An 18,088-nucleotide genomic window follows, 5' to 3' on the forward strand; every position below is an offset into this window, starting at 1 on the left:
CCGATTGCACGGGTCGAACGACGCGCAGTGGGGCGATTTTCTCCTCCATCGAGGCCACCACGTTTACACTGGTCCACGCCGTCGAACACGTGACGATGACATCGCTTACTGACACGCTCGACGAACTCATCCCGGGCAACCACGTCGAGGTTACCCTGCACGACGGGACCACGATGGAAGGGCCGGTCAGCCCCGTCGACTACCTGCCCGACGACCGGTTCCGGATCGAGATCAGCCCCGGTGAGAACTCGATTCGGCGCTGCGAGATCAGTGCCCGGTACGTCGACGGGGAGTGGGAGACGCCGGAGGTGCGCCACTACAGCCTCGGCGACGACGACTGGACCGTCGCCGGCGCGCTCGACGACATGCGCATCAGCCGGTAGGTATCCGCACGACGCCGGGGTCGTTTTACGCGTCGGACCCTAACTCCTCTCGTGGAGAACGACAGTACAGACCGTGGCGTCCGTCCGCTCGTGAAACATATCCTGACCGGTTTTGCCATGCTCGCGATAGCGTGGGCGATAAGCAGGATTCGATAACCGCCGGGCCACCGTAGCGGACGACGACGTCTTCGCACCGGGGACGCCGTCTTCGCGACGGGAGGCAACGTTTCCGAACAGCGAGTGACGACACCCATTCGACGACAGCGAGTGACGACCCTCCTTCGAGGTGCCGTCGGGAGAGTCGGGGGAAACTGCGCTGTGATAGCACAGAAGACATTTAGCACAGAAGACAGTACCGGCGAGCGATGCCCTCCAGCAACCGCCGCCGATTCCTCGGCGTTGCCGGCACCGCTCTCACCGGTCTCGCTGGGTGCGCCGGCGACCTCACGACAGACTCCGACGGAACGACGACCGAAACGTCGACCACGGACACGACCACGCCGACCGATACGTCGACGACCAGCGACGGAACGTCGACCACTTCGGAACCCGAATCCTCCGAACGGACGATCGGCGACGTGGTCGTCGACGTGACGGACGCGACCGTCCGGAAGGCGGTCGCGTACGAATCGGCGATGGGTTCAGGTGGCGTCATCGCGCCGGACGGCCAGCAGTTCGTCGTCGCCGCCGTTCGAAGTGGAACGACGTCCGAGACGAACGCCACGGGCGCGCCGTCGTACGACAGTTTCGACCTCGTCGTCGACGGCGAGACGTACTCACCCATCTACGTCGAGGACCGGACGACGGGCGGGAACACCACGTCGCTCGCCGGCCGCGGCGAGATTCCCTACGATAGTCCCTACGCGAACAGTTACGAGGTCGGCTGGGTCGCCTTCGAACTGCCGTCGCCGGTCGACGCGAGCGCCGTCGCCGTCCGCTGCCGGTACGGCGGCGAGACGGCCGAGTGGACGCTCTCGGACGACCAGGTCGACGCGCTCGGTCGCCCCGCGCCCGAGTTCGAACTCCGGTCGTTCGAGGCGACCCCGAACGAGTCGTCGGTCGACATCTCGCTCGTCGTCGAGAACGTCTCCGAGACGGACGGCCGGTTCCTCGCCGCCGTCTACTGGCCCACCGCTCGCATCGCCGACGACGACGAGTCGACCATCGTCGACCGCTCCGTCGACGCCGGCGGTCGCGTCGAGTGGACGCAGACGTTCGACACGGAGTACGCTGGCGGCGGGGACTCCGAAGGCGATACCGACGCGGTGACCGCGAGCGTCGACGGCCCCGTCACCGCCGAGCGGACGGTCGAACTCGACTCCGGGACGACCACCAGCAACTGATCGCCGGAACGTTTCCTCACTTCCTCACTTCTTCACCCGGAACGCGTCGTCCCGCCGTCACGGCACGCCCAGACCCCGACGGACTGCGACTGCGCCCGGTCCTCCGTCGCGTAGAACCGCTCACCCTTCTCGAAATCGCTGTCGTAGACCCGGGCGTAGCCCTCCTCGACGAGTCGGTGGTTGAACAGCCGCCCGTCGTGGTGGACGTACACCAGCAGGCGGCCGTAGCCGCCGCGGCGTCCCTCGTTCTCGTCGAAGGTGATCCGGACCTGCTCGCCGGCGAGGCGGTCACGGGCGAACGAACTCGCCCTGTCGCCCCACGTCCGCAGACACTGCACGCCGTCGCTCGTCTCCGGGACGCCCTCGAACTCCGCCGGAGTGGACTCGGCGTGGACCTCGGGGGTGTCGACACCGAGCAGGCGCGCCGTCTCGCGGGTGTCGTTCGCGTACGCTATCTCGACCGTGTCGCCGTCGACCACCTCGACGACGGTGGCGACGGTTCCGTTGGTCGCTCCGTCTGCGTCGTTCGTCCCGGTCGCAAGCGTCGACTCGGTGGTTCCCTTCGTCGGCCAGGGGTCCGCCCCGTCGAAGTTCGCGCACCCGGCGAGCACGACGAGGGCGGCGAGTCCGACGGCGAGCGCAGCGGCACGACCATTCATCGCGTTCGGTCTCGGATGCGCGGGAGAAAAGGATTGGGTGTCGGTCGAGGGACCCGCCGACCGTTACGCGTCGTCACCGTCGTACCACTCGCTGCGGAGCAGTCCGTACTGGATACCGTCGACGTACTCGCCGTCGACGAACCGGTCCTTGCGCGTGCGGCCCTCCTCGGTGAACCCGAGCGACTCCAGCAGGCCGCGCGAGGCGTCGTTGAATGCGTAGGCGCCGGCGCCCACTGCGGGGTGTTCGTACGTCCGGAAGACGTAGTCCACGACGAGGGAGACGGCCTCCTTCCCGTAGCCCTCGCCGTGGACCTCGGGAACGAGCCAGTAGGCGAGGTCCGGCCGCCGCCACGCGGCGTCCTCGACGGTCGCTGCCCCGATGGGCCGCACGTCGTCCCCGTCGGGCTGGCCGGGCCCGGCGTCATCGTCTTCGAGGCAGACCAGGAAGTGGTCCTTTCCCTCGTCCTCGTTCCACGATTCGATCTCGTCCTGGTTCTTCAGTTGCGTCCCGAGCGGGTAGCGGATCTCCGGGTTGGCGAACGCCCGCTGGAGGAACGGGACGTCTTCGCTCTCGACCGTCCGCAATGCGACGCGCTTGCCGCTCGCGACTCGTGCACCTGGCATAGCTACTGCGATTCCGTTACCCGGCAAATGCTTTCTGTATCACCGCGAACAGGTCCGGCCGGGGTCATCTGATGTCGCGGTCAGCCAAACTGGTCAGACCGAACGGTCTGGACCGTGCACTACGCTTTCCGAACGCAGTGGTCGACGGCCCGAACGACGAGACGCGTAATCAGGACCTTCCCGTTCTCGGTCGGAACGTGGTGGCTTCGCGCAGTCGCCCGGTGGTCGTTACCGGGTTTCTACCTTGCCGTCGGGAGCGTCCGACGCGGGGTCGCTGCGCCGTTCCGCCAGCATCCCGCCGACGGCACCGAACGCGACGGGGTAGCCGAATCCGAAGAAGATCGTCGAGAGTCCCGCGGGCGTGGCGGTGACCGATGCGGTCGCCGCGCTCGCGTCGAAGACGAACGCGCCGAGGACGAACGCCGGGACGTATCCGACGGCGACGCTCGCCCCGGCGTTCCGTACGCCGTTCGCACCGAACGTCGACCCGCTGCGGACGACGAGGTAGCCGGAACCGAGCAGGAGCAGCGGCGGCAGGAGGTACAGTGCGAGGAGCGGGCCGCCGAGCGAGGAAAGGAGGTTGCGGTTCGTGAGATGCGCCATCCCGTTCACCGCGTCGGCAGTCGGGAGACTCGTCGGGACGAAGTGCGCGTTGTAGAACAACCAGCCGTTGACGACCCACGACGGCGACTGGGAGCCGAGTATCTGCGCGAGCGGGGCGGGGTCAGCGTACTCGCCGGCGATTTCGATGCGCATCACCTCGTCCACGCGACCGCCCGTCACTGCGACGGCCAGGAGGTACCCGAGGACGTACGCGCCGACGCCGAGAGGCGCGGACCGCTTCAGGGGAAGGTCGGTGAACGCCATCGCTACGGATTTCGCCCTGTCCTGACATAAATTCCCTGCTGGGCGAAGTGGAGATTATCCCTGGCCCGCCGCAAGTGACGCTTTGCCAAGCAGCATCCGGGGGATGCCCGAGCGGCCGTGGCTTCTCGTGACGATGAGGTCGACGTCGTGTTCGTCGCCGAAGTCGGCGACGCCCGTGCGTGGCTGGCCCCCGCAGAAGTGTTCCTCGATGTCGTCTGGTAGCGATGCGAGCGTCGAAAGGAAGAACTCGCTCAGTCGTCGCGTACCTTCGCCTCGATGTCCTCGACCACGTCCGGATTCCGCAGCGTAGAAGTGTCGCCGAGGTCCTCCTCGTTGGCGATGTCCTCGAGGAGGCGACGCATGATCTTCCCGGAGCGCGTCTTCGGCAGTTCCGGCGTGAAGACGACCGCCTCGGGGCGGGCGATGGGACCGATGGCGTCCTCGACGGCCGCGACGATCTCCTCCTCGAACGCCGCGTCGCCTTCCTGGCCGTCCTCGGTGATGACGTAGGCGTAGACCGCCTCGCCCTTCATCTCGTGGTCGCCGCCGACCACGGCGGCCTCGGCGACCCCCTCGACGCCGACGATGGCCGACTCGATCTCCATCGTCCCGAGGCGGTGGCCGGAGACGTTGATGACGTCGTCGACGCGGCCCAGCACCGTGATGTAGCCGTCTTCGTCGACCTTCGCGCCGTCCTCCGGGAAGTACACCCAGTCGTCCGGGTCGTCGGAGTCGGTGTCGGAGTACTCCTCCCAGTACTCGCTGATGTACCGTTCGTCGTTGTTGTAGAGCGTCCGCAGCATGCCCGGCCACGGCTTCTGGGCCGTCAGGTAGCCGGCCTCGCCCGGTTCGACCTCGTCGCCGTTCGTGTCGACGACCTGGACGTCGAGGCCGGGGAGCGGCGGCCCGGCGCTGCCGGGCTTCATGTCCTTCACGCCCGGCAGGGTGGTGACCATCATGCCGCCGGTCTCGGTCTGCCACCAGGTGTCGACGACGGGGCAGTCCTCCCCGCCGATGTGCTTGTAGTACCACTTCCAGGCGCGCGGGTTGATGGGTTCACCCACGGTGCCGAGCAGGCGCAGGCTCGACAGGTCGTGGCTGTCGGGGTACTCCGTGCCCCACTTCATGAACGCGCGGATGGCCGTCGGCGCGGTGTACAGCTGGTCGGCCTCGTACTCCTCGACGATGTCCCAGAGGCGGTCCTTCTCGGGGTAGTCCGGCGTCCCCTCGTACATCATCGTCGTCGTGCCGAGCGCGAGCGGGCCGTAGACGATGTAGGAGTGGCCCGTGATCCAGCCGATGTCGGCCGAGCAGAAGTACGTGTCCTCGGGCTTGATGTCCAGCACGGACTGGGAGGTCCACGCGGCCCACGAGAGGTAGCCGCCGGTGGTGTGTTTGACGCCCTTCGGCTGACCGGTGGTGCCGGAGGTGTACATGAGAAAGAGCATGTCCTCGGCATCCCGCGACACCGGCTCGACCGCCGCGCCGGCCTGCTCAGCGACGAGGTCGCCGTACGCGTGGTGGTTGTCGGCCATCGGGTGGTCGTAGGCGTCGCCGAGGCGGTCGACCACGACCACGTCGGACACTTCGTGGTCCACGCCGGCGAGCCCCTCGTCGGCCTTGGCCTTGTGTTCGAGGTGGTCGCCGCGGCGGTAGTAGCCGTCGGTGGTGACGAGATGCTCGGAGTCGGCCGCGTTCATCCGGGTGGCGAGCGCGTCGGCGGAGAAGCCGGCGAACACCACCGAGTGGGGCGCGCCGATGCGCGCACACGCCAGCATCGCGATGGGCAGTTCCGGCACCATCGGCATGTACATCGTGACGACGTCGTCCTCGCCGACGCCCAGCTCGCGCAGCGCCGCCGCGAACTCGTTGACCTCGCGGTGCAGTTCCTCGTACGTGAAGGTGCGGTTGTCCTCGTCGGTGGGTTCCCCCACCCACTCGATGGCGGCCTCGTCGCCGCGCTCGTCGAGGTGGCGGTCGAGACAGTTCGCCGAGGCGTTCAGCGACCCGCCGGTGAACCACTCGTAGAACGGTGGGTTCGAGTCGTCCAGTACCGTGTCGTACTCCTCGTCCCAGTCGAGGAGGTCGGCGGCCTGCGTCCAGCACCCTGGCCACTCCTCCTCGAACTCCTCGTAGACCGACCCGTCGGCGACGTTCGCCTGTTCGACGAACGATTCCGGCGGTTCGAACCGCTCCTGGTCCGCGAGTCGGGCTTCGAGTTCCACGTCTTGTTCTTCCTGCATGAGCTACGTTCACAGACCGAAGACTGCCATATAAGTGGGGGGACTAACTATCCCAACCGCCGATATTCCAGGAGAAGGAGCGTCGTCGCGTAGGTTGGCGAATCTTTCCGGCGTTCTCGGGTCGTGTTACCACTTCGCTCCGGTCCGCGACGCTAGACAGTTAGTGTCTCTCGGCGTCCAGAAGTACCACCTGGCGTCGGGAAGTACTACTCGGCGTCCGGAACGCCGCGGTCCGGGCCGTCGAGCACGGCGTCGAACACCGTCTGCTGTGCCTTCCGGAGGTGGTTGTGGAGCGTCGGCGACGAGACGTCCATCGAGGCCGCCAGCTCCTCGGCGGTGCTGCCGCGCGGCCACTCGAAGTATCCGGCGAGGTAGGCGGCACGGAGGACGGTCCGCTGGCGGTCGGTGATGCGGTCGAGCACCGTCTGCTGGACGGTGGCCGCGCTCCGCACCGGCTCCTCGACCTCGTGCTTCGAGACCAGGTCCGTCCGCGGGAACGCGTCCTCGACCGCTTCGACGACCCGCCGGACGTCCACTCGCCGCGAGAAGACGCCGGACACGTCGGCGACGCCGCTTTCGACGGAGAGTTCGCGAACGGTGCCGCCGCGCTCGACGAGTATCGACGCCAGCGACTCGCTCGAGACGGCGAACTCGAAGAGCGCCCCGTCGCGGTAGTCGCGGATGAGCCGGGCCTCGTCGACGGCGTCGGTGCCCGACACCCGCTCGAGCACGTCCTCGACCGCGGCCCCGCTGGCCGTGACGAAGTAGAGCAGCGAGTGGTCCTCGACCGGGACGACGCCCTCGAGTTCGAACCGGCAGTCGAGGTCGGCCGAGGCGGCGACGAGGAACACGCCGCGGTCGGTCGTCTGCAGCGAGAGCGCGACGCCGGTGTCGGCCAGCAGCAACTGCTTGCGCGCGATGGCCGTGAGCGTCCGGCCCACGCGGCGGCCGACGTCCGCGAGGAACGTCCGGTCGGCCGCTGCGAACGAGTCGGCGGCGACGCAGAGCAGTCCGTGGACGGTCTCGCTCGACCGCAGCGGTGCGACGGCGTACGAACACCGCGACAGCACGCCTTCGGTCACCGCCTCGACCACGGTCGCGTCGTCCCCGTCGTCGCCCAGATCTACCGCGTCGAACACCGCTTCTGGAACCCCGTCCGCCTGGTCCGGTGCCGCGCTCGTCCGGACGCTGCCGCGCTCGTCGCACACCCAGACGGCGCGATACGGGTCGGCGAGGCGGTCGCAGACGACCCGTTCCGCGTCCTCGCTCGTGGACACCTCGGCGAGCGCCGCGCCCAGTTCGCCGGCGCACGCGAGGAGGTCGTCGCTCCGCGTATCGGTCGTTCCCGCGGCGGTCGCTCCCGCGGCGGTCGCTCCCGCGGCGGCCGGTCCTCGACCGCCGTTGCGTCGCGGTGGCGGGTCGCGTCGCGGCAGGTCACGACGGGTCGGGGCGCGGGCGGCCGCACGACGCCCAGACCCGCCGCCAAGGGCGTCGACGACCTCGTCCGTGGTCGGGTCGTCGAGGTACGGCGCGAGGCTCTGGAGGCTTCCCCACCCGCCGACGGCCTGGACGACCCGCGGGGGGACGCCCTCCTCGACGAGGAGTCGCCGCGCGAAGTGCTGGCGCAGGTCCCGGCAGGTGACGTCCTCCAGGCCGTCGGTCCGGTCGGTAACGTCGTTGACGAGCATCTGGACGCGCCGGGCCGAGACGTCGACGACCGGGTCGTGCCGCCCCACGTCGTTGACGTTCGCGAACTTCCGGAGGTCGTGGGCGACCGCCGGCGGGACGTACGCCTCGCGGGCGTCGCCGTCGCCGTCGGGGACCGCGAGAAGGGTGTGGACCTCGCCGCCGCGTTCGTGCTCGCGGAGGTCCGCCGGACGGACCCGCGGGATCTCGGACGCCCGGAGCCCGACGCGACCCGCGAGCGCCACCACGAGGTCCTCGCGATAGGTCTCGGTCCGGCGCCTGAGCCGCTCGAACTCCGCGGTCGTCAGGTACTCGTCGGCCGTGTCGGCGCCCATATCGTTTCGGATTCTCCCGGGAAAGCGAATAAAAAGTTCGGTACCGTGCCGCCGCTTGCGCCGCTGCGCCGTTCTGGCGGCCCCCTCAACGACGGGGACGGACCGTCCAGTTGCGCCTCCAGGCCCGTCACCGCCACCACCGCCGCTGTCGCTGTCCGGACGGAGCTACCGCCCGACGAATTTCTCCTTCTCCTCGAAAAGCGAAACGATGCTCACCTGTCGACGAGCGATTCGAGTTCGCCGACGACGTCCGGGTTCCGGAGCGCGCTCGTGTCGCCGAGGTCCTCCCCGCTGGCGATGGCGGCGAGGTACCGGCGAACGACCTTGCCGGAGCGGGTCTTCGGGAGCGACGGCGCGAACGTCACCACGTCCGGGACCGCGATGGGGCCGATGGCCTCCTGCACCGCGTCGCGAACGCGCTCGCGGAGCGTCTGGTCCCCCGCGACGTTCGATTCCGGGCTGACGAACGCGTGGATCTCGGACGTCTGCACGGCGGTTTCGTCGGCGCCGACGACGACCGCGGCCTCCGCGACCCCCTCGACGCCGACGATGGCCGACTCGATCTCCGTCGTGCTCAGCCGCCGGTCGGAGACCTTCACCACGTCGTCGGCCCGTCCGAGCAGGTGGAGGTAGCCGTCGTCGTCCCGTACGGCGTTGTCGCCCGTCTCGTAGTGCCACTCGCCGTCGGCGGTCCTGGTGCGGCGCGCGCCCCAGCCGGCGCCCTCACAGAGCGACCGGGCCATCCCCGGCCAGGGGCGGGTGACGACGAGCTGACCCGCCTCGCCGGCGGCGACGCGCTCGCCGAGTTCGTCGACGACGGCCGTCTCGACGCCCGGCAGGCTCTTGCCGACCGCGCCGGGGCGCATCCGGTCGACGCCGGGGAGCGTCGAGAGGACGATGCCGCCCGTCTCGGTCTGCCACCACGTGTCGACGACGGGACAGTCGCCGTCGCCGACGTGGTCGCGGTACCAGTGCCACGCCGTCTCGTCGATGGGTTCGCCGACGCTGCCGAGCAGGCGCAGGCTCGACAGGTCGTGGCCCTCGGGGTGTTCCTCGCCCCACTTCATGAACGCGCGGATGGACGTCGGTGCCGTGTAGAACACGTCGACGCCGTTGCGCTCGATGATCTCCCAGAGGCGGTCGGTCTCGGGATGGTCCGGCGTCCCCTCGTAGAGGACGGTCGTCGCGCCGAGCGCGAGCGGCCCGTAGACGGCGTAGGAGTGGCCCGTGATCCACCCGACGTCGGCCGAACACCAGTGGGTGTCGTCGGGACCGAGGTCGAGCACCGCGTGGCTGGTCCACGCCACGTGAGTGAGGTAGCCGCCGGTCGTGTGCCGGACCAGCGTCGGCTCGCCGGTCGTGCCGGAGGTGTAGATGTAGAAGAGCAGGTCGTCGGCCCCCCGCGAGACGGGGTCGACCGTCGCGCCCTCGTGCTCGGCCACGAGGTCGGCGTACGCGTGGTGGTCGCCCACCGGCCGGTCGTCCTCCAGACGGTTCACCACCACCTGCTCGACGTCGTGGTCCGCAGACACGCAGGCGTTGTCCGCGCGGCGCTTCAGGTCGATGGCGGTCCCGCGGCGGTAGTAGCCGTCGCAGGTGACGAGGTACTCCGAGTCGGCACCCGACAGCCGCGTCGCCAGCGCGTCGGCGGAGAAGCCGGCGAACACCACCGAGTGCGGCGCCCCGATGCGGGCGCAGGCCAGCATGGCGACCGGCAACTCGGGGATCATCGGCAGGTAGAGCGTGACGACGTCGCCCTCGCCGACGCCCAGCTCGCGCAGCGCCGCCGCGAAGGCGTTCACCTCCCCGGCGAGTTCCCGGTAACTGTACGCCCGCGTCTCGCCGAGTTTTCCTTCCCAGGTGATGGCCGTCTCGTCGCCGCGTCCGGCCTCGACGTGGCGGTCGACGCAGTTGTACGAGGCGTTCAGCCGCCCGCCGGGGAACCAGCGGGTCGCCCCCTCGTCGTCGAGCACCGCGTCGAACGGGCGGTCCCAGTCCAGCAGGTCGGCGGCCACAGACCAGCACCCGGGCCATCCTCTCTCCTCGAACGCGTCGCGGTCGGCCGCCGCGACGTTCGCCTGCTCGACGAACGAATCCGGCGGCGTCTCCCACTCGCGCTCGGGGCACGTCTCGTCCGAACTGCTGTCGGCCATTCGTCTCCGATTTCGCGTAAATAGGGAAAAACGTTCGCCTCTCGTGGGGGTCGCGCCTGCCCGAACTACTCCGCGTCCTCCAGCTCCGACTGCCACTCCTGTATCCTCGACAGCGCCTCGACGGGCGTGAGCTCGTTCACCGACGCGTCGAGCACGTCCGACAGCACCGCCTCCTGCTCGGGCGTGAGTGTCGTTCCGTTCGCGTCGTCCGTCGAATCCTCGTCGTCCGTCGACCCTGAGTTGTCCGTCGCGTCCACCGATTTCTCGTCGCCGCGCCGGTCGAACTGCCCCGATTCGAGGTCGAAGACGACCTGCTGGGTTCCGCCGTCGCTCCCGCCGCGCACGTCGATGGCCTCGTCCTCGCGGAGCCGCCGGAGGACGTCCTCGGAGCGCTCGACCACCGGTTCCGGGACGCCGGCGAGGTCCGCGACGTGGATGCCGTACGAGCGGTTCGTCGGCCCCTCCTCGACCGTCCGGAGGAAGGTGACGTCGTCGCCGGAGTCGTCCGCCGCCACGTGGACGTTCCGGACGCCCGGGAGGCTGTCGGCGAGGTCCGTCAGCTCGTGATAGTGGGTGGCGAACAGCGTTTTCGCGCCGATTTCGTTGACGATGTACTCGGTCGCGGCCCACGCGATGGAGATGCCGTCGTAGGTCGCAGTCCCCCGTCCCACTTCGTCGAGGACGACCAGCGAGTCCTCGGTGGCGGAGTGGAGGATGTTCGAGAGCTCCTGCATCTCGACCATGAACGTCGAGCGGCCCTGCGCGAGTTCGTCGAGCGCGCCGACGCGGGTGTAGATGCCGTCGACGAGGCCGACCGTGGCTTCGTCGGCGGGGACGAAGCTGCCAACCTGCGCCAGCAGGACGATGAGCGCCGTCTGGCGCATGTACGTCGACTTCCCGCTCATGTTCGGCCCGGTGACGACGAGGAAGTCGCGGTCCCCGCCGGGCGGCGACCCCGCGTCGCCCATCCGGACGTCGTTGGGGACGAACTCGGTCGTCTGCTCGACGACGGGGTGGCGGCCCTGCCGGACGTCGAGGCCGTCGTCGACGAGGTCCGGGGGCACCCAGCCGTTCTCGACGGCGTGGACGGCGAAGCTGGCGAGCGCGTCGAGTTCGGCGAGCGCGCGGCCGACGTCCTGCAGCAGTTCGGCGCGCTCGGCAACACGTTCGCGCAGTTGCTGGAACAGTTCGTACTCCAGGTCGCCGCGGCGCTCCTCCAGGCGGAAGATCTCGCGCTCGCGCTCCCGGAGTTCGTCGGTGACGTACCGCTCGGAGTTCTTCAGCGTCTTGACGGCCTCGTACTCGTCGGGCACCTGGTCGGTCTCCGACTGGCCGACCTGGAGGTAGTAGCCGTCGGTCTTGTTGCGGTCGACCTGGAGGTGGGTGATGCCGGTCCGCCGCTTCTCGCGGTCGGCGAGGGTGTCCATCCACTCGCGGTGTTCCTCGTACTGGGCGACGACCTCGTCGAGTTCGTCGTCGTACCCCCGGCGGAGGAGGCCGCCCTGCGTGACGGTGTTCGGCGGGCCCTCCGCGAGCGCCGCCGCCAGTTCGTCGTGCAGCGCGGCCGCGGCGTCGCGGTCCGGACGGTCGACCACGTCGGCGAGCGGGGAGTCGCCGAGCGTCGGGTCGGCCGCGACGGCGTCGGCGAGGTCGGGAAGGACGGCGAGCGTGTCCCGTACGCGCAGCAGGTCCTGGGCGTCGGCGCTGCCGTGGACCGCCCGGCTCGCCAGCCGTTCGGGGTCGTAGACGTCGTCGAGCGTCTCGCGGACGCGTTCGCGGGCGAGCGCCGCGTCGGCGAACGCGGCGACGCTCGCCTGCCGCCGTTCGAGGAGGTCGAGCGAGCGCCGGGGGCGCTGGAGCCACTCCTTCAGCAGGCGCTTTCCCGGACTCGTCACCGTGTGGTCGACCGTGGCGAACAGCGACCCCTCGCTGTCGCCCTGCATCGTTTCGGTGAGTTCGAGGTTGCGCTGGGTCGTCGCGTCGAGTTCGACGTGGTCGTCCGGCCGGTACTGCTGCAGGCGCGTCATCGACTCCCTGACGCCCGTGCCGGTCGTCTCGACGTAGTCCAGCACTGCGCCGGCCGCCTGGACCTCGGGGACGTCCTGGCCGCGGTCGGCGTCGAGACCGAGGCTGGCCAGCGTCTCGGCGCCGAACTGCTCGCGTGTGACGTGGGTCGCCTTCCCCGGCGCGAACGCGTCGGGGTCGTGGACCGACAGCGAGGCGTCGACGCGCTCGCGCAGGCGACCGACGAACTCGTCGTCGTTCCGGACGTCGGGCCCCGGCAGCACCTCGGCGGGGTCGAAGCGGTACAGTTCCGTCAGCGCCCGTGCCGTCGCGTCGTCGCCCGCGACGCCGGTGACCATGAACCGGCCGGTCGTCACGTCGGCGAACGCCAGCCCGTACGCGTGCTCGCTTTCGGCGCGCACGACGGCGGCGAGGTACTGGGCGTCGGTCGCGGTCGTCTCCAGCAGCGTTCCCGGCGTGACGACGCGCGTCACCTCGCGGGCGTGGCCGTCGGCCGTCTCGTGCTGGTCGGCGACGGCGACGCGGTAGCCCCGCTCGACGAGGCCCTTGAGGTACGGCGTCAGGTCGTCGACGGGGACGCCGGCCATCGGGTAGCTGCTGCCGTGGCTCGACTTCTGGGAGACCTTCAGATCGAGCGCGTCGGCGACGAGTTCGGCGTCCTCCCCGAAGAACTCGTAGAAGTCGCCGACCTGCATCGTCAGGACGTCGGCGTCCGTCTCCTCCTTGAGCGAGAGGAACTCCCCGACGATGCCGCCCTCGCTCACGGCGACACCTCCTCGCTGCGCGTGCGCGGTTGCATGTACGGAGCCAGTTCCGGGGCGACCAAAACGGTGTGGATTCGACGGCGGCGACGGTGAATCGAACAGGTGCACGCCAGACACCGTTCAACCAGCCGACGTAGCTCGACCGACCAACCGCAGAGGTGGGACTGAAAGGGGCTGGCGGGTCCGGGAAGACGGGCGAAGCAAGCACGCGACCGCAGGGAGCGCGCGCAGCGAGCGCATCGACCGGAGCCGCCAGGGGCTTTCGGGGTCGTCATCTGAGAAGCAGTTGCGGCACGACTGTCCGCACAGAACCTGAAGGTCCTCGAAGAACTCGCTTTCACCGGCACCGTTTAGTCGCCGCCCGGCGTCCCACGGTGAGTATGTCCCCGCGTTTCGACGACTCCCGGCGACGCCTCGGCGCGGCGCTGGTGGCTGGCGCCGTCCTCGTCGTCGCGCTCTCGCTCGCCGTCAGCGCCGCGCTCGCCCCGCCGATATCGACCGCGCCGGCGGGCAACGCCTCCGACCGGACCGTCGTCGGCGTCCAGTCCACGACGACCCAGGGTCGCCTCGTCGCGCTCGGCCCCGACGGGAGCGAGCTGTGGTCGTACGGCAACGCCGCCAGCTACCACGACGTGACGCCGCTGGCCAACGGGTCCGTGCTGACCACGTTCGTCGAACACGGCTACAGCCGCTGTGGTCCCTACGACGCGCCCTGCTCGCGGACGGGCGTCCGCATCGTCGATCCGGAACCGGAACCCCAGGTCGTCTACGAGTGGACGTTCCCCGTCCGGACGAGCAAGAACAGCGAGGTCCACGACGCCGAGTTCCTGCCCTCGGGCGAACTGCTCGTCGCGGACATGGACCGCGAGCGGGTGTTCACCCTCGCACCGAACGGCAGCGTCACGTGGCAGTGGAACGCGAGCGCCCGCTACGACGCGCCCGCCGACCCCACGACGACCGACTGGCTGCACGTCAACGACGTCGACCGCATCGGCGAAGACCGTTTCCTGGTCAGCGTGCGCAACGCCAACGAGCTGGTCGTCCTCGAACGCGGGCGGGGGGTCGTCGACGTCGTCAACGAGGGCGGCGACCCGACGGTGCTGAACCGCCAGCACAACCCGCAGTGGCTCGGACCGGACGCCGTCCTGGTCGCGGACAGCGAGAACGACCGCGTCGTCGAACTCCACGAGCGCGGGGGCAAGTGGCGGGTTGCGTGGGCGGCCGACCACGCCGGCGGCATCGGCTTCGACTGGCCGCGGGACGCCGACCGCCTGGCGAACGGGCACACGCTCGTCACTGACAGCCGGAACAACCGCGTCGTCGAACTGAACGCCTCGGGCGGGCTCGTGTGGAGTGCGCGCGTCCCGACCGTCCCCTACGAGGCCGACCGCCCGCCGGGCGAGTACCCTGCGGGAGCAGCGTACGACGGCGCGAACGCGAGCGTCGACGGTGGCGACCTGCAACTGCCCCTGTTCGCCTACCTGCTCGCGAGCGCCCGCCACGTCGTCGCGCTCCCCTACTGGCTCGCGGACTGGCACCTCGCGCTCGCCACCGCCGCGCTGGTGCCGTTCCTCGCCGGCTGCTGGCTGTTCGTCCGGGGGTAGGTTGCGAACGCAGGCACAACTGGAAAAGGGGGAACCGTTCTTCGCCCAGTGATGGCACTCACCCAGATCGACCACCTCGACGACCAGATGGACGACTGCATCGACGACTGCTTCGAGGCAGTGCAGGCCTGCGAGTGGTGCGCCGACGAGTGCGCCGAGGAGGGCGAGGAGATGGCCGAGTGCATCCGGCTCTGTCGGGACGTCGCCGACGTCGCCAGCATGCACGCTCGATTCATGGGGCGCGACTCCAACTACAGCACCCAGCTCGCGGAGACCTGCGCGGGCGTCTGCGAGCAGTGCGCCGAGGAGTGTCGACGCCACGACCACGAGCACTGCCAGGTCTGTGCCGACGTCGTCGAGCAGTGCGCCGAGTCCTGTCGCGCGATGATGGCGTAATTCGCCGGGAGCGTCACCGATACCATCCATTCTTCGTGGAGTCGAGCAACCGGTCCGATAGGCTAACGTACCCCGGAGTTCGTGTCCGGTGTATGTCAGACGACTCGGCCGACGACGGTCACGACGACCACGGTTCGCCCGAGGACATGGAGTACCCCGAGTTCGTCTTCGAGTCGGGCTCCGTGGACGAGGACGGCGGTTTCGACCTCGCGACCGAACTCGACCGCGAGGCGATGGCCGGGTGGCTCGAAGACCTCGCCGGCGGCCTGCGCAGCCACGACGTCGCCGTCGAATCGCCGGACGGCTACGTCACCTTCGGCGTCGGCGCGTCGGACGTCGAGATGTCGTTCGACCCCGGCGAGGACGGGGTGGGCGTGCTCTCGGTCACGTTCGAGCTCCCGGCGAAACCGATGTTCGTCGCCGACGACCCCGACCAGCCGAAGGTCGGCGCGCGCGGCGGCCGGGGGTTCGTCCCCGTCGAGATGCTCACGACCGACCGCGAGACGTTCCGCTGTTACAACTGGGTCGACGACGAGTGACGACGGGGCGGCCCCGGGTCACCCCGGTCGTCACTCGGGTCACCCCGTCGCCAGTTCGTCGAGCACCTTGAACGTGCGCTCGCGGAGCGTCGACTCGTCGGCGGCCAGCAGTTTCACGATGGCCTCCTTGCCGACCTCGCCGCGGTCGACGACCGCCGCGGGCGTCCCGTCGGCGGCCTCGAACGCCTGCCGTGCGCCCCACTGCATCGTGCTCCCCTCGCGCTCCTTGACGTCGTCCGGTTCGGCGGCGCGGTCGAACGCCGCGACGGGGCTGTCGAGCGCCGCGAGGGCGGCCTCCACGTCGGCGTCGAACCGGCAGTTCACCGCGAACCGCAGGTCGGGGTCGAACTCGCGGGCGGCGAGCAGGAACCGCGCGACGTGGCTCGACGCGCCGAAGCGGACGCCGCGGTTCGGCGCGACGCCCGACAGGGTCCGCGTGATGCGTCCCTCCACGGCGGCCGTCTCGTCGACGCGCTCGGCGTAGGAGGTCGCGCCGACGACGTTCATGCCCACCTCGGGGACGAGCGCGCTCACGTCCCGGTCGACGAACGACCGCACGACGGCCTCGACGGCCTCCGCCGTCGGCTGGCGGTCGGCCCGCTCCCGCAGCGCGACGAGATGGTGGACCGAGCCTGGCCCCTTCCCGACGTCCAGCGGGTAGCGGACCGCCCGCTCCAGGAACGCCGTCCCCGCCGCCACGGCGTCCCGCACGTCGTCGCCGTGCGCGAGGCGGGCGGCGACGGCGCTCGCCAGGGTACAGCCCGAGCCGTGGGTGGCGTCGGTGTCGACGCGGGGGTGCTCGAAGGTCTCTGCGCCGTCGGTCGTCACGAGCACGTCCCGCACGACGTCGCCGGGGACGTGGCCGCCCTTCACGAGCGCGGCGTCGGCGCCCGCGTCGACGATGGCCTCGCCGGCCTCGCGCGCGCTCTCCTCGTCGGTCGGCTCGACGTCCGTCAGCACCGCGGCCTCGTCGGCGTTCGGCGTGACGAGCGCGGCCCCGTCGACCAGGTCGTCGTACGCCTCGACGCCGGCGGAGCTGAGCAGGCGGTCGCCCGAGGTCGCCACCATGACGGGGTCGACGACGACCGGCGCGTCCAGCCCGTCGACACGCTCGGCGACGGCCTCGACGACCGGCGCCTCCGCGAGCATCCCGGTCTTGGCGGCTCGCACGTCGAAGTCCGAGGCGACGGCGTCGAACTGCGCCTCGACCTCGTCGACGGGGAGCGTGAACGCGCCCTCGACGCCGCGGGTGTTCTGGGCGGTGACGCTCGTGACGACGCTGGTGGCGAACGCGCCGTGGGCCTCCATCGTCTTCAGGTCCGCCTGGACGCCCGCGCCGCCGCCGGAGTCGCTCCCGGCGACGGTGAGTGCGACCGGCTTCTCGACGGGCGCTGGCGTGCGCGTCATCCCTCGAGCCTCCCCATGAACTCCTCGAAGGTGCTCCAGAACGGGTCGCGCTCGGGGTGTTCGACGCGCTCGCCGTCGACGTAGACGCCGTCGCCCTCGCGCACCGCGCCGACGTCGGCGGCCGGAACGTCGGCGTCGTCGAGCGCCGACAGCACGTCGCCGGCGTCCTCCGGCGGGACGGTGACGAGCAGCGTCCCCTCGCTGATGGCCGACCAGGGGTCGACGTCGAAGAACTCGCACGCTGCTTCGACGCCGGGCATGACCGGGACGGCGTCGCGCTCCAGGTCGAAGCGGACGCCGCCGGCGCGGGCCATCTCGACGAGCGCGCCGTGGACGCCGCCCTCGGTCGCGTCGTGCATCGCCGAGACGTCGCCCGCCGCCGCCGCGACCAGCGCGTCCTCGACCGGGCTCATGTCGTAGAACCGTTCCTGGGCCTGCTCGGCCGTCTCGTCGGGCAGGTCCATGAGTTCCTCGAACTGGATGGACAGCAACCCCGTCGTCTCGATGGCCGGTCCCTTGGTGACGACGATGCGGTCGCCGGGTCGGGCACCGTCCGGGCGGACGAGGTCCGCGCTGTCCCCGACCGCCAGCGCGGTCGCCCCGCCGACCATGGGGTAGTTACAGCCCGCGTACCGCGCCGTGTGGCCGGTGGCGACGGCGACGCCGAGGTCGCGCGCCTCGCGGTCGAACGTCTCCCAGACGGTGGCGAACTCCTCGTCGGTGATCTCGGGCGGGAGGTTGAAGTCGACGGCGAGGTGGGTGGGCGGGAGGCCACTCACCGCCACGTCGCTCAACAGGATGTGGACGGCGAACCACGCGGCCCGCTCGAAGCCCAGCGACGGCATGACGAACACGGGGTCCGAGGCCAGCACGAGCGCCCGGCCGCTCCCGAGGTCGACGACGCCGAAGTCGACGCCGTGCCGGGGGCCGAGGGCGACGTCGTCGCGGTCCGCGCCGAGGTTGGGGTAGATGTACTGCTCGAAGAACTCCCGGTCCACCTTGCCGAGGTCGCTCATGGTCTGCGATACCATCGACCAGTATTTGGCGATGGTGGCTGTGC

Annotated in this window: 15 protein-coding genes; 5 read left to right on the forward strand and 10 right to left on the reverse strand. The window is 70.1% G+C overall.

Annotated elements, in window-relative coordinates; translation table 11 throughout:
• Positions 1-95: 95 nt before the first annotated feature.
• Complete coding sequence (locus NKT36_RS13565; RefSeq protein ID WP_327051588.1) at positions 96-383, forward strand: hypothetical protein; 288 nt, start codon at positions 96-98, stop codon at positions 381-383.
• A 365-nt stretch (positions 384-748) separates the two neighbouring features.
• Positions 749-1,726: a hypothetical protein gene (locus NKT36_RS13570; protein ID WP_327051589.1), complete on the forward strand. Its 978-nt coding sequence runs from the start codon at positions 749-751 to the stop codon at positions 1,724-1,726.
• A gap of 32 nt (positions 1,727-1,758) precedes the next feature.
• Here NKT36_RS13570 and NKT36_RS13575 read toward each other — a convergent pair whose 3' ends face one another.
• From NKT36_RS13575 to mutS, 8 genes are all read right to left on the reverse strand, one after another.
• Positions 1,759-2,385: a thermonuclease family protein gene (locus NKT36_RS13575; protein ID WP_327051590.1), complete on the reverse strand. Its 627-nt coding sequence runs from the start codon at positions 2,383-2,385 to the stop codon at positions 1,759-1,761.
• Between the two features lie 63 nt (positions 2,386-2,448).
• Positions 2,449-3,009, reverse strand: coding sequence for a GNAT family N-acetyltransferase (locus NKT36_RS13580; RefSeq protein WP_327051591.1), 561 nt, complete (start codon positions 3,007-3,009; stop codon positions 2,449-2,451).
• A 228-nt stretch (positions 3,010-3,237) separates the two neighbouring features.
• A complete protein-coding gene (locus tag NKT36_RS13585; RefSeq protein WP_327051592.1) occupies positions 3,238-3,876 on the reverse strand; it encodes a hypothetical protein in 639 nt (212 codons plus the stop codon).
• Between the two features lie 54 nt (positions 3,877-3,930).
• Positions 3,931-4,131: a universal stress protein gene (locus NKT36_RS13590; protein WP_327053397.1), complete on the reverse strand. Its 201-nt coding sequence runs from the start codon at positions 4,129-4,131 to the stop codon at positions 3,931-3,933.
• Positions 4,128-6,119: an acetate--CoA ligase gene (acs, locus tag NKT36_RS13595; protein WP_327051593.1), complete on the reverse strand. Its 1,992-nt coding sequence runs from the start codon at positions 6,117-6,119 to the stop codon at positions 4,128-4,130. The genes NKT36_RS13590 and acs overlap by 4 nt, the downstream gene beginning before the upstream one ends.
• Before the next feature lie 206 nt (positions 6,120-6,325).
• Positions 6,326-8,140: a bacterio-opsin activator domain-containing protein gene (locus tag NKT36_RS13600; RefSeq protein WP_327051594.1), complete on the reverse strand. Its 1,815-nt coding sequence runs from the start codon at positions 8,138-8,140 to the stop codon at positions 6,326-6,328.
• 212 nt (positions 8,141-8,352) lie between these two features.
• On the reverse strand, positions 8,353-10,293 hold the full coding sequence (locus NKT36_RS13605; RefSeq protein WP_327051595.1) for an acetate--CoA ligase: 1,941 nt from the start codon (positions 10,291-10,293) through the stop codon (positions 8,353-8,355).
• Positions 10,294-10,358: 65 nt separating this feature from the next.
• A complete protein-coding gene (mutS, locus tag NKT36_RS13610) occupies positions 10,359-13,082 on the reverse strand; it encodes a DNA mismatch repair protein MutS (protein ID WP_327051596.1) in 2,724 nt (907 codons plus the stop codon).
• Positions 13,083-13,462: 380 nt separating this feature from the next.
• Between mutS and NKT36_RS13615 the strand changes: the two genes are divergently transcribed.
• The 3 genes from NKT36_RS13615 (at position 13,463) to NKT36_RS13625 (ending at position 15,621) form a co-directional block, all read left to right on the forward strand.
• Positions 13,463-14,686, forward strand: a complete 1,224-nt coding sequence (locus NKT36_RS13615) for an NHL repeat-containing protein (RefSeq protein WP_327051597.1) — start codon at positions 13,463-13,465, stop codon at positions 14,684-14,686.
• A 51-nt stretch (positions 14,687-14,737) separates the two neighbouring features.
• The gene (locus tag NKT36_RS13620; RefSeq protein WP_327051598.1) at positions 14,738-15,082 is read left to right on the forward strand and encodes a four-helix bundle copper-binding protein; all 345 of its coding nucleotides are present in this window, start codon (positions 14,738-14,740) and stop codon (positions 15,080-15,082) included.
• A gap of 92 nt (positions 15,083-15,174) precedes the next feature.
• Positions 15,175-15,621, forward strand: a complete 447-nt coding sequence (locus NKT36_RS13625) for a hypothetical protein (RefSeq protein ID WP_327051599.1) — start codon at positions 15,175-15,177, stop codon at positions 15,619-15,621.
• A gap of 39 nt (positions 15,622-15,660) precedes the next feature.
• Here the strand turns inward: NKT36_RS13625 and thiD are convergent, their stop codons facing one another.
• Together thiD and NKT36_RS13635 are read right to left on the reverse strand one after the other, a co-directional pair.
• Positions 15,661-17,028, reverse strand: coding sequence for a bifunctional hydroxymethylpyrimidine kinase/phosphomethylpyrimidine kinase (thiD, locus tag NKT36_RS13630; RefSeq protein WP_327051600.1), 1,368 nt, complete (start codon positions 17,026-17,028; stop codon positions 15,661-15,663).
• Entirely contained in the window at positions 17,025-18,044 is a 1,020-nt protein-coding gene (locus NKT36_RS13635) for an AIR synthase family protein (protein WP_327051601.1), read from the reverse strand. Before NKT36_RS13635 ends, thiD begins: the two co-directional genes overlap by 4 nt.
• Positions 18,045-18,088 lie beyond the last annotated feature (44 nt).

The sequence above is a fragment of the Halomicrococcus gelatinilyticus genome (assembly GCA_024227995.1).
In the GTDB taxonomy this organism is placed as follows: domain Archaea; phylum Halobacteriota; class Halobacteria; order Halobacteriales; family Haladaptataceae; genus Halomicrococcus; species Halomicrococcus gelatinilyticus.

Coding starts and splice junctions, on each gene's coding strand:
- NKT36_RS13565 (WP_327051588.1), top strand. CDS start 96: ATGACATCGCTTACTGACACGCTCGACGAACTCATCCCGGGCAACCAC.
- NKT36_RS13625 (WP_327051599.1), top strand. CDS start 15,175: ATGTCAGACGACTCGGCCGACGACGGTCACGACGACCACGGTTCGCCC.
- NKT36_RS13620 (WP_327051598.1), top strand. CDS start 14,738: ATGGCACTCACCCAGATCGACCACCTCGACGACCAGATGGACGACTGC.
- thiD (WP_327051600.1), bottom strand. CDS start 17,028: ATGACGCGCACGCCAGCGCCCGTCGAGAAGCCGGTCGCACTCACCGTC.
- NKT36_RS13635 (WP_327051601.1), bottom strand. CDS start 18,044: ATGAGCGACCTCGGCAAGGTGGACCGGGAGTTCTTCGAGCAGTACATC.
- NKT36_RS13615 (WP_327051597.1), top strand. CDS start 13,463: ATGTCCCCGCGTTTCGACGACTCCCGGCGACGCCTCGGCGCGGCGCTG.
- NKT36_RS13580 (WP_327051591.1), bottom strand. CDS start 3,009: ATGCCAGGTGCACGAGTCGCGAGCGGCAAGCGCGTCGCATTGCGGACG.
- NKT36_RS13605 (WP_327051595.1), bottom strand. CDS start 10,293: ATGGCCGACAGCAGTTCGGACGAGACGTGCCCCGAGCGCGAGTGGGAG.
- acs (WP_327051593.1), bottom strand. CDS start 6,119: ATGCAGGAAGAACAAGACGTGGAACTCGAAGCCCGACTCGCGGACCAG.
- NKT36_RS13600 (WP_327051594.1), bottom strand. CDS start 8,140: ATGGGCGCCGACACGGCCGACGAGTACCTGACGACCGCGGAGTTCGAG.
- NKT36_RS13570 (WP_327051589.1), top strand. CDS start 749: ATGCCCTCCAGCAACCGCCGCCGATTCCTCGGCGTTGCCGGCACCGCT.
- NKT36_RS13575 (WP_327051590.1), bottom strand. CDS start 2,385: ATGAATGGTCGTGCCGCTGCGCTCGCCGTCGGACTCGCCGCCCTCGTC.
- NKT36_RS13585 (WP_327051592.1), bottom strand. CDS start 3,876: ATGGCGTTCACCGACCTTCCCCTGAAGCGGTCCGCGCCTCTCGGCGTC.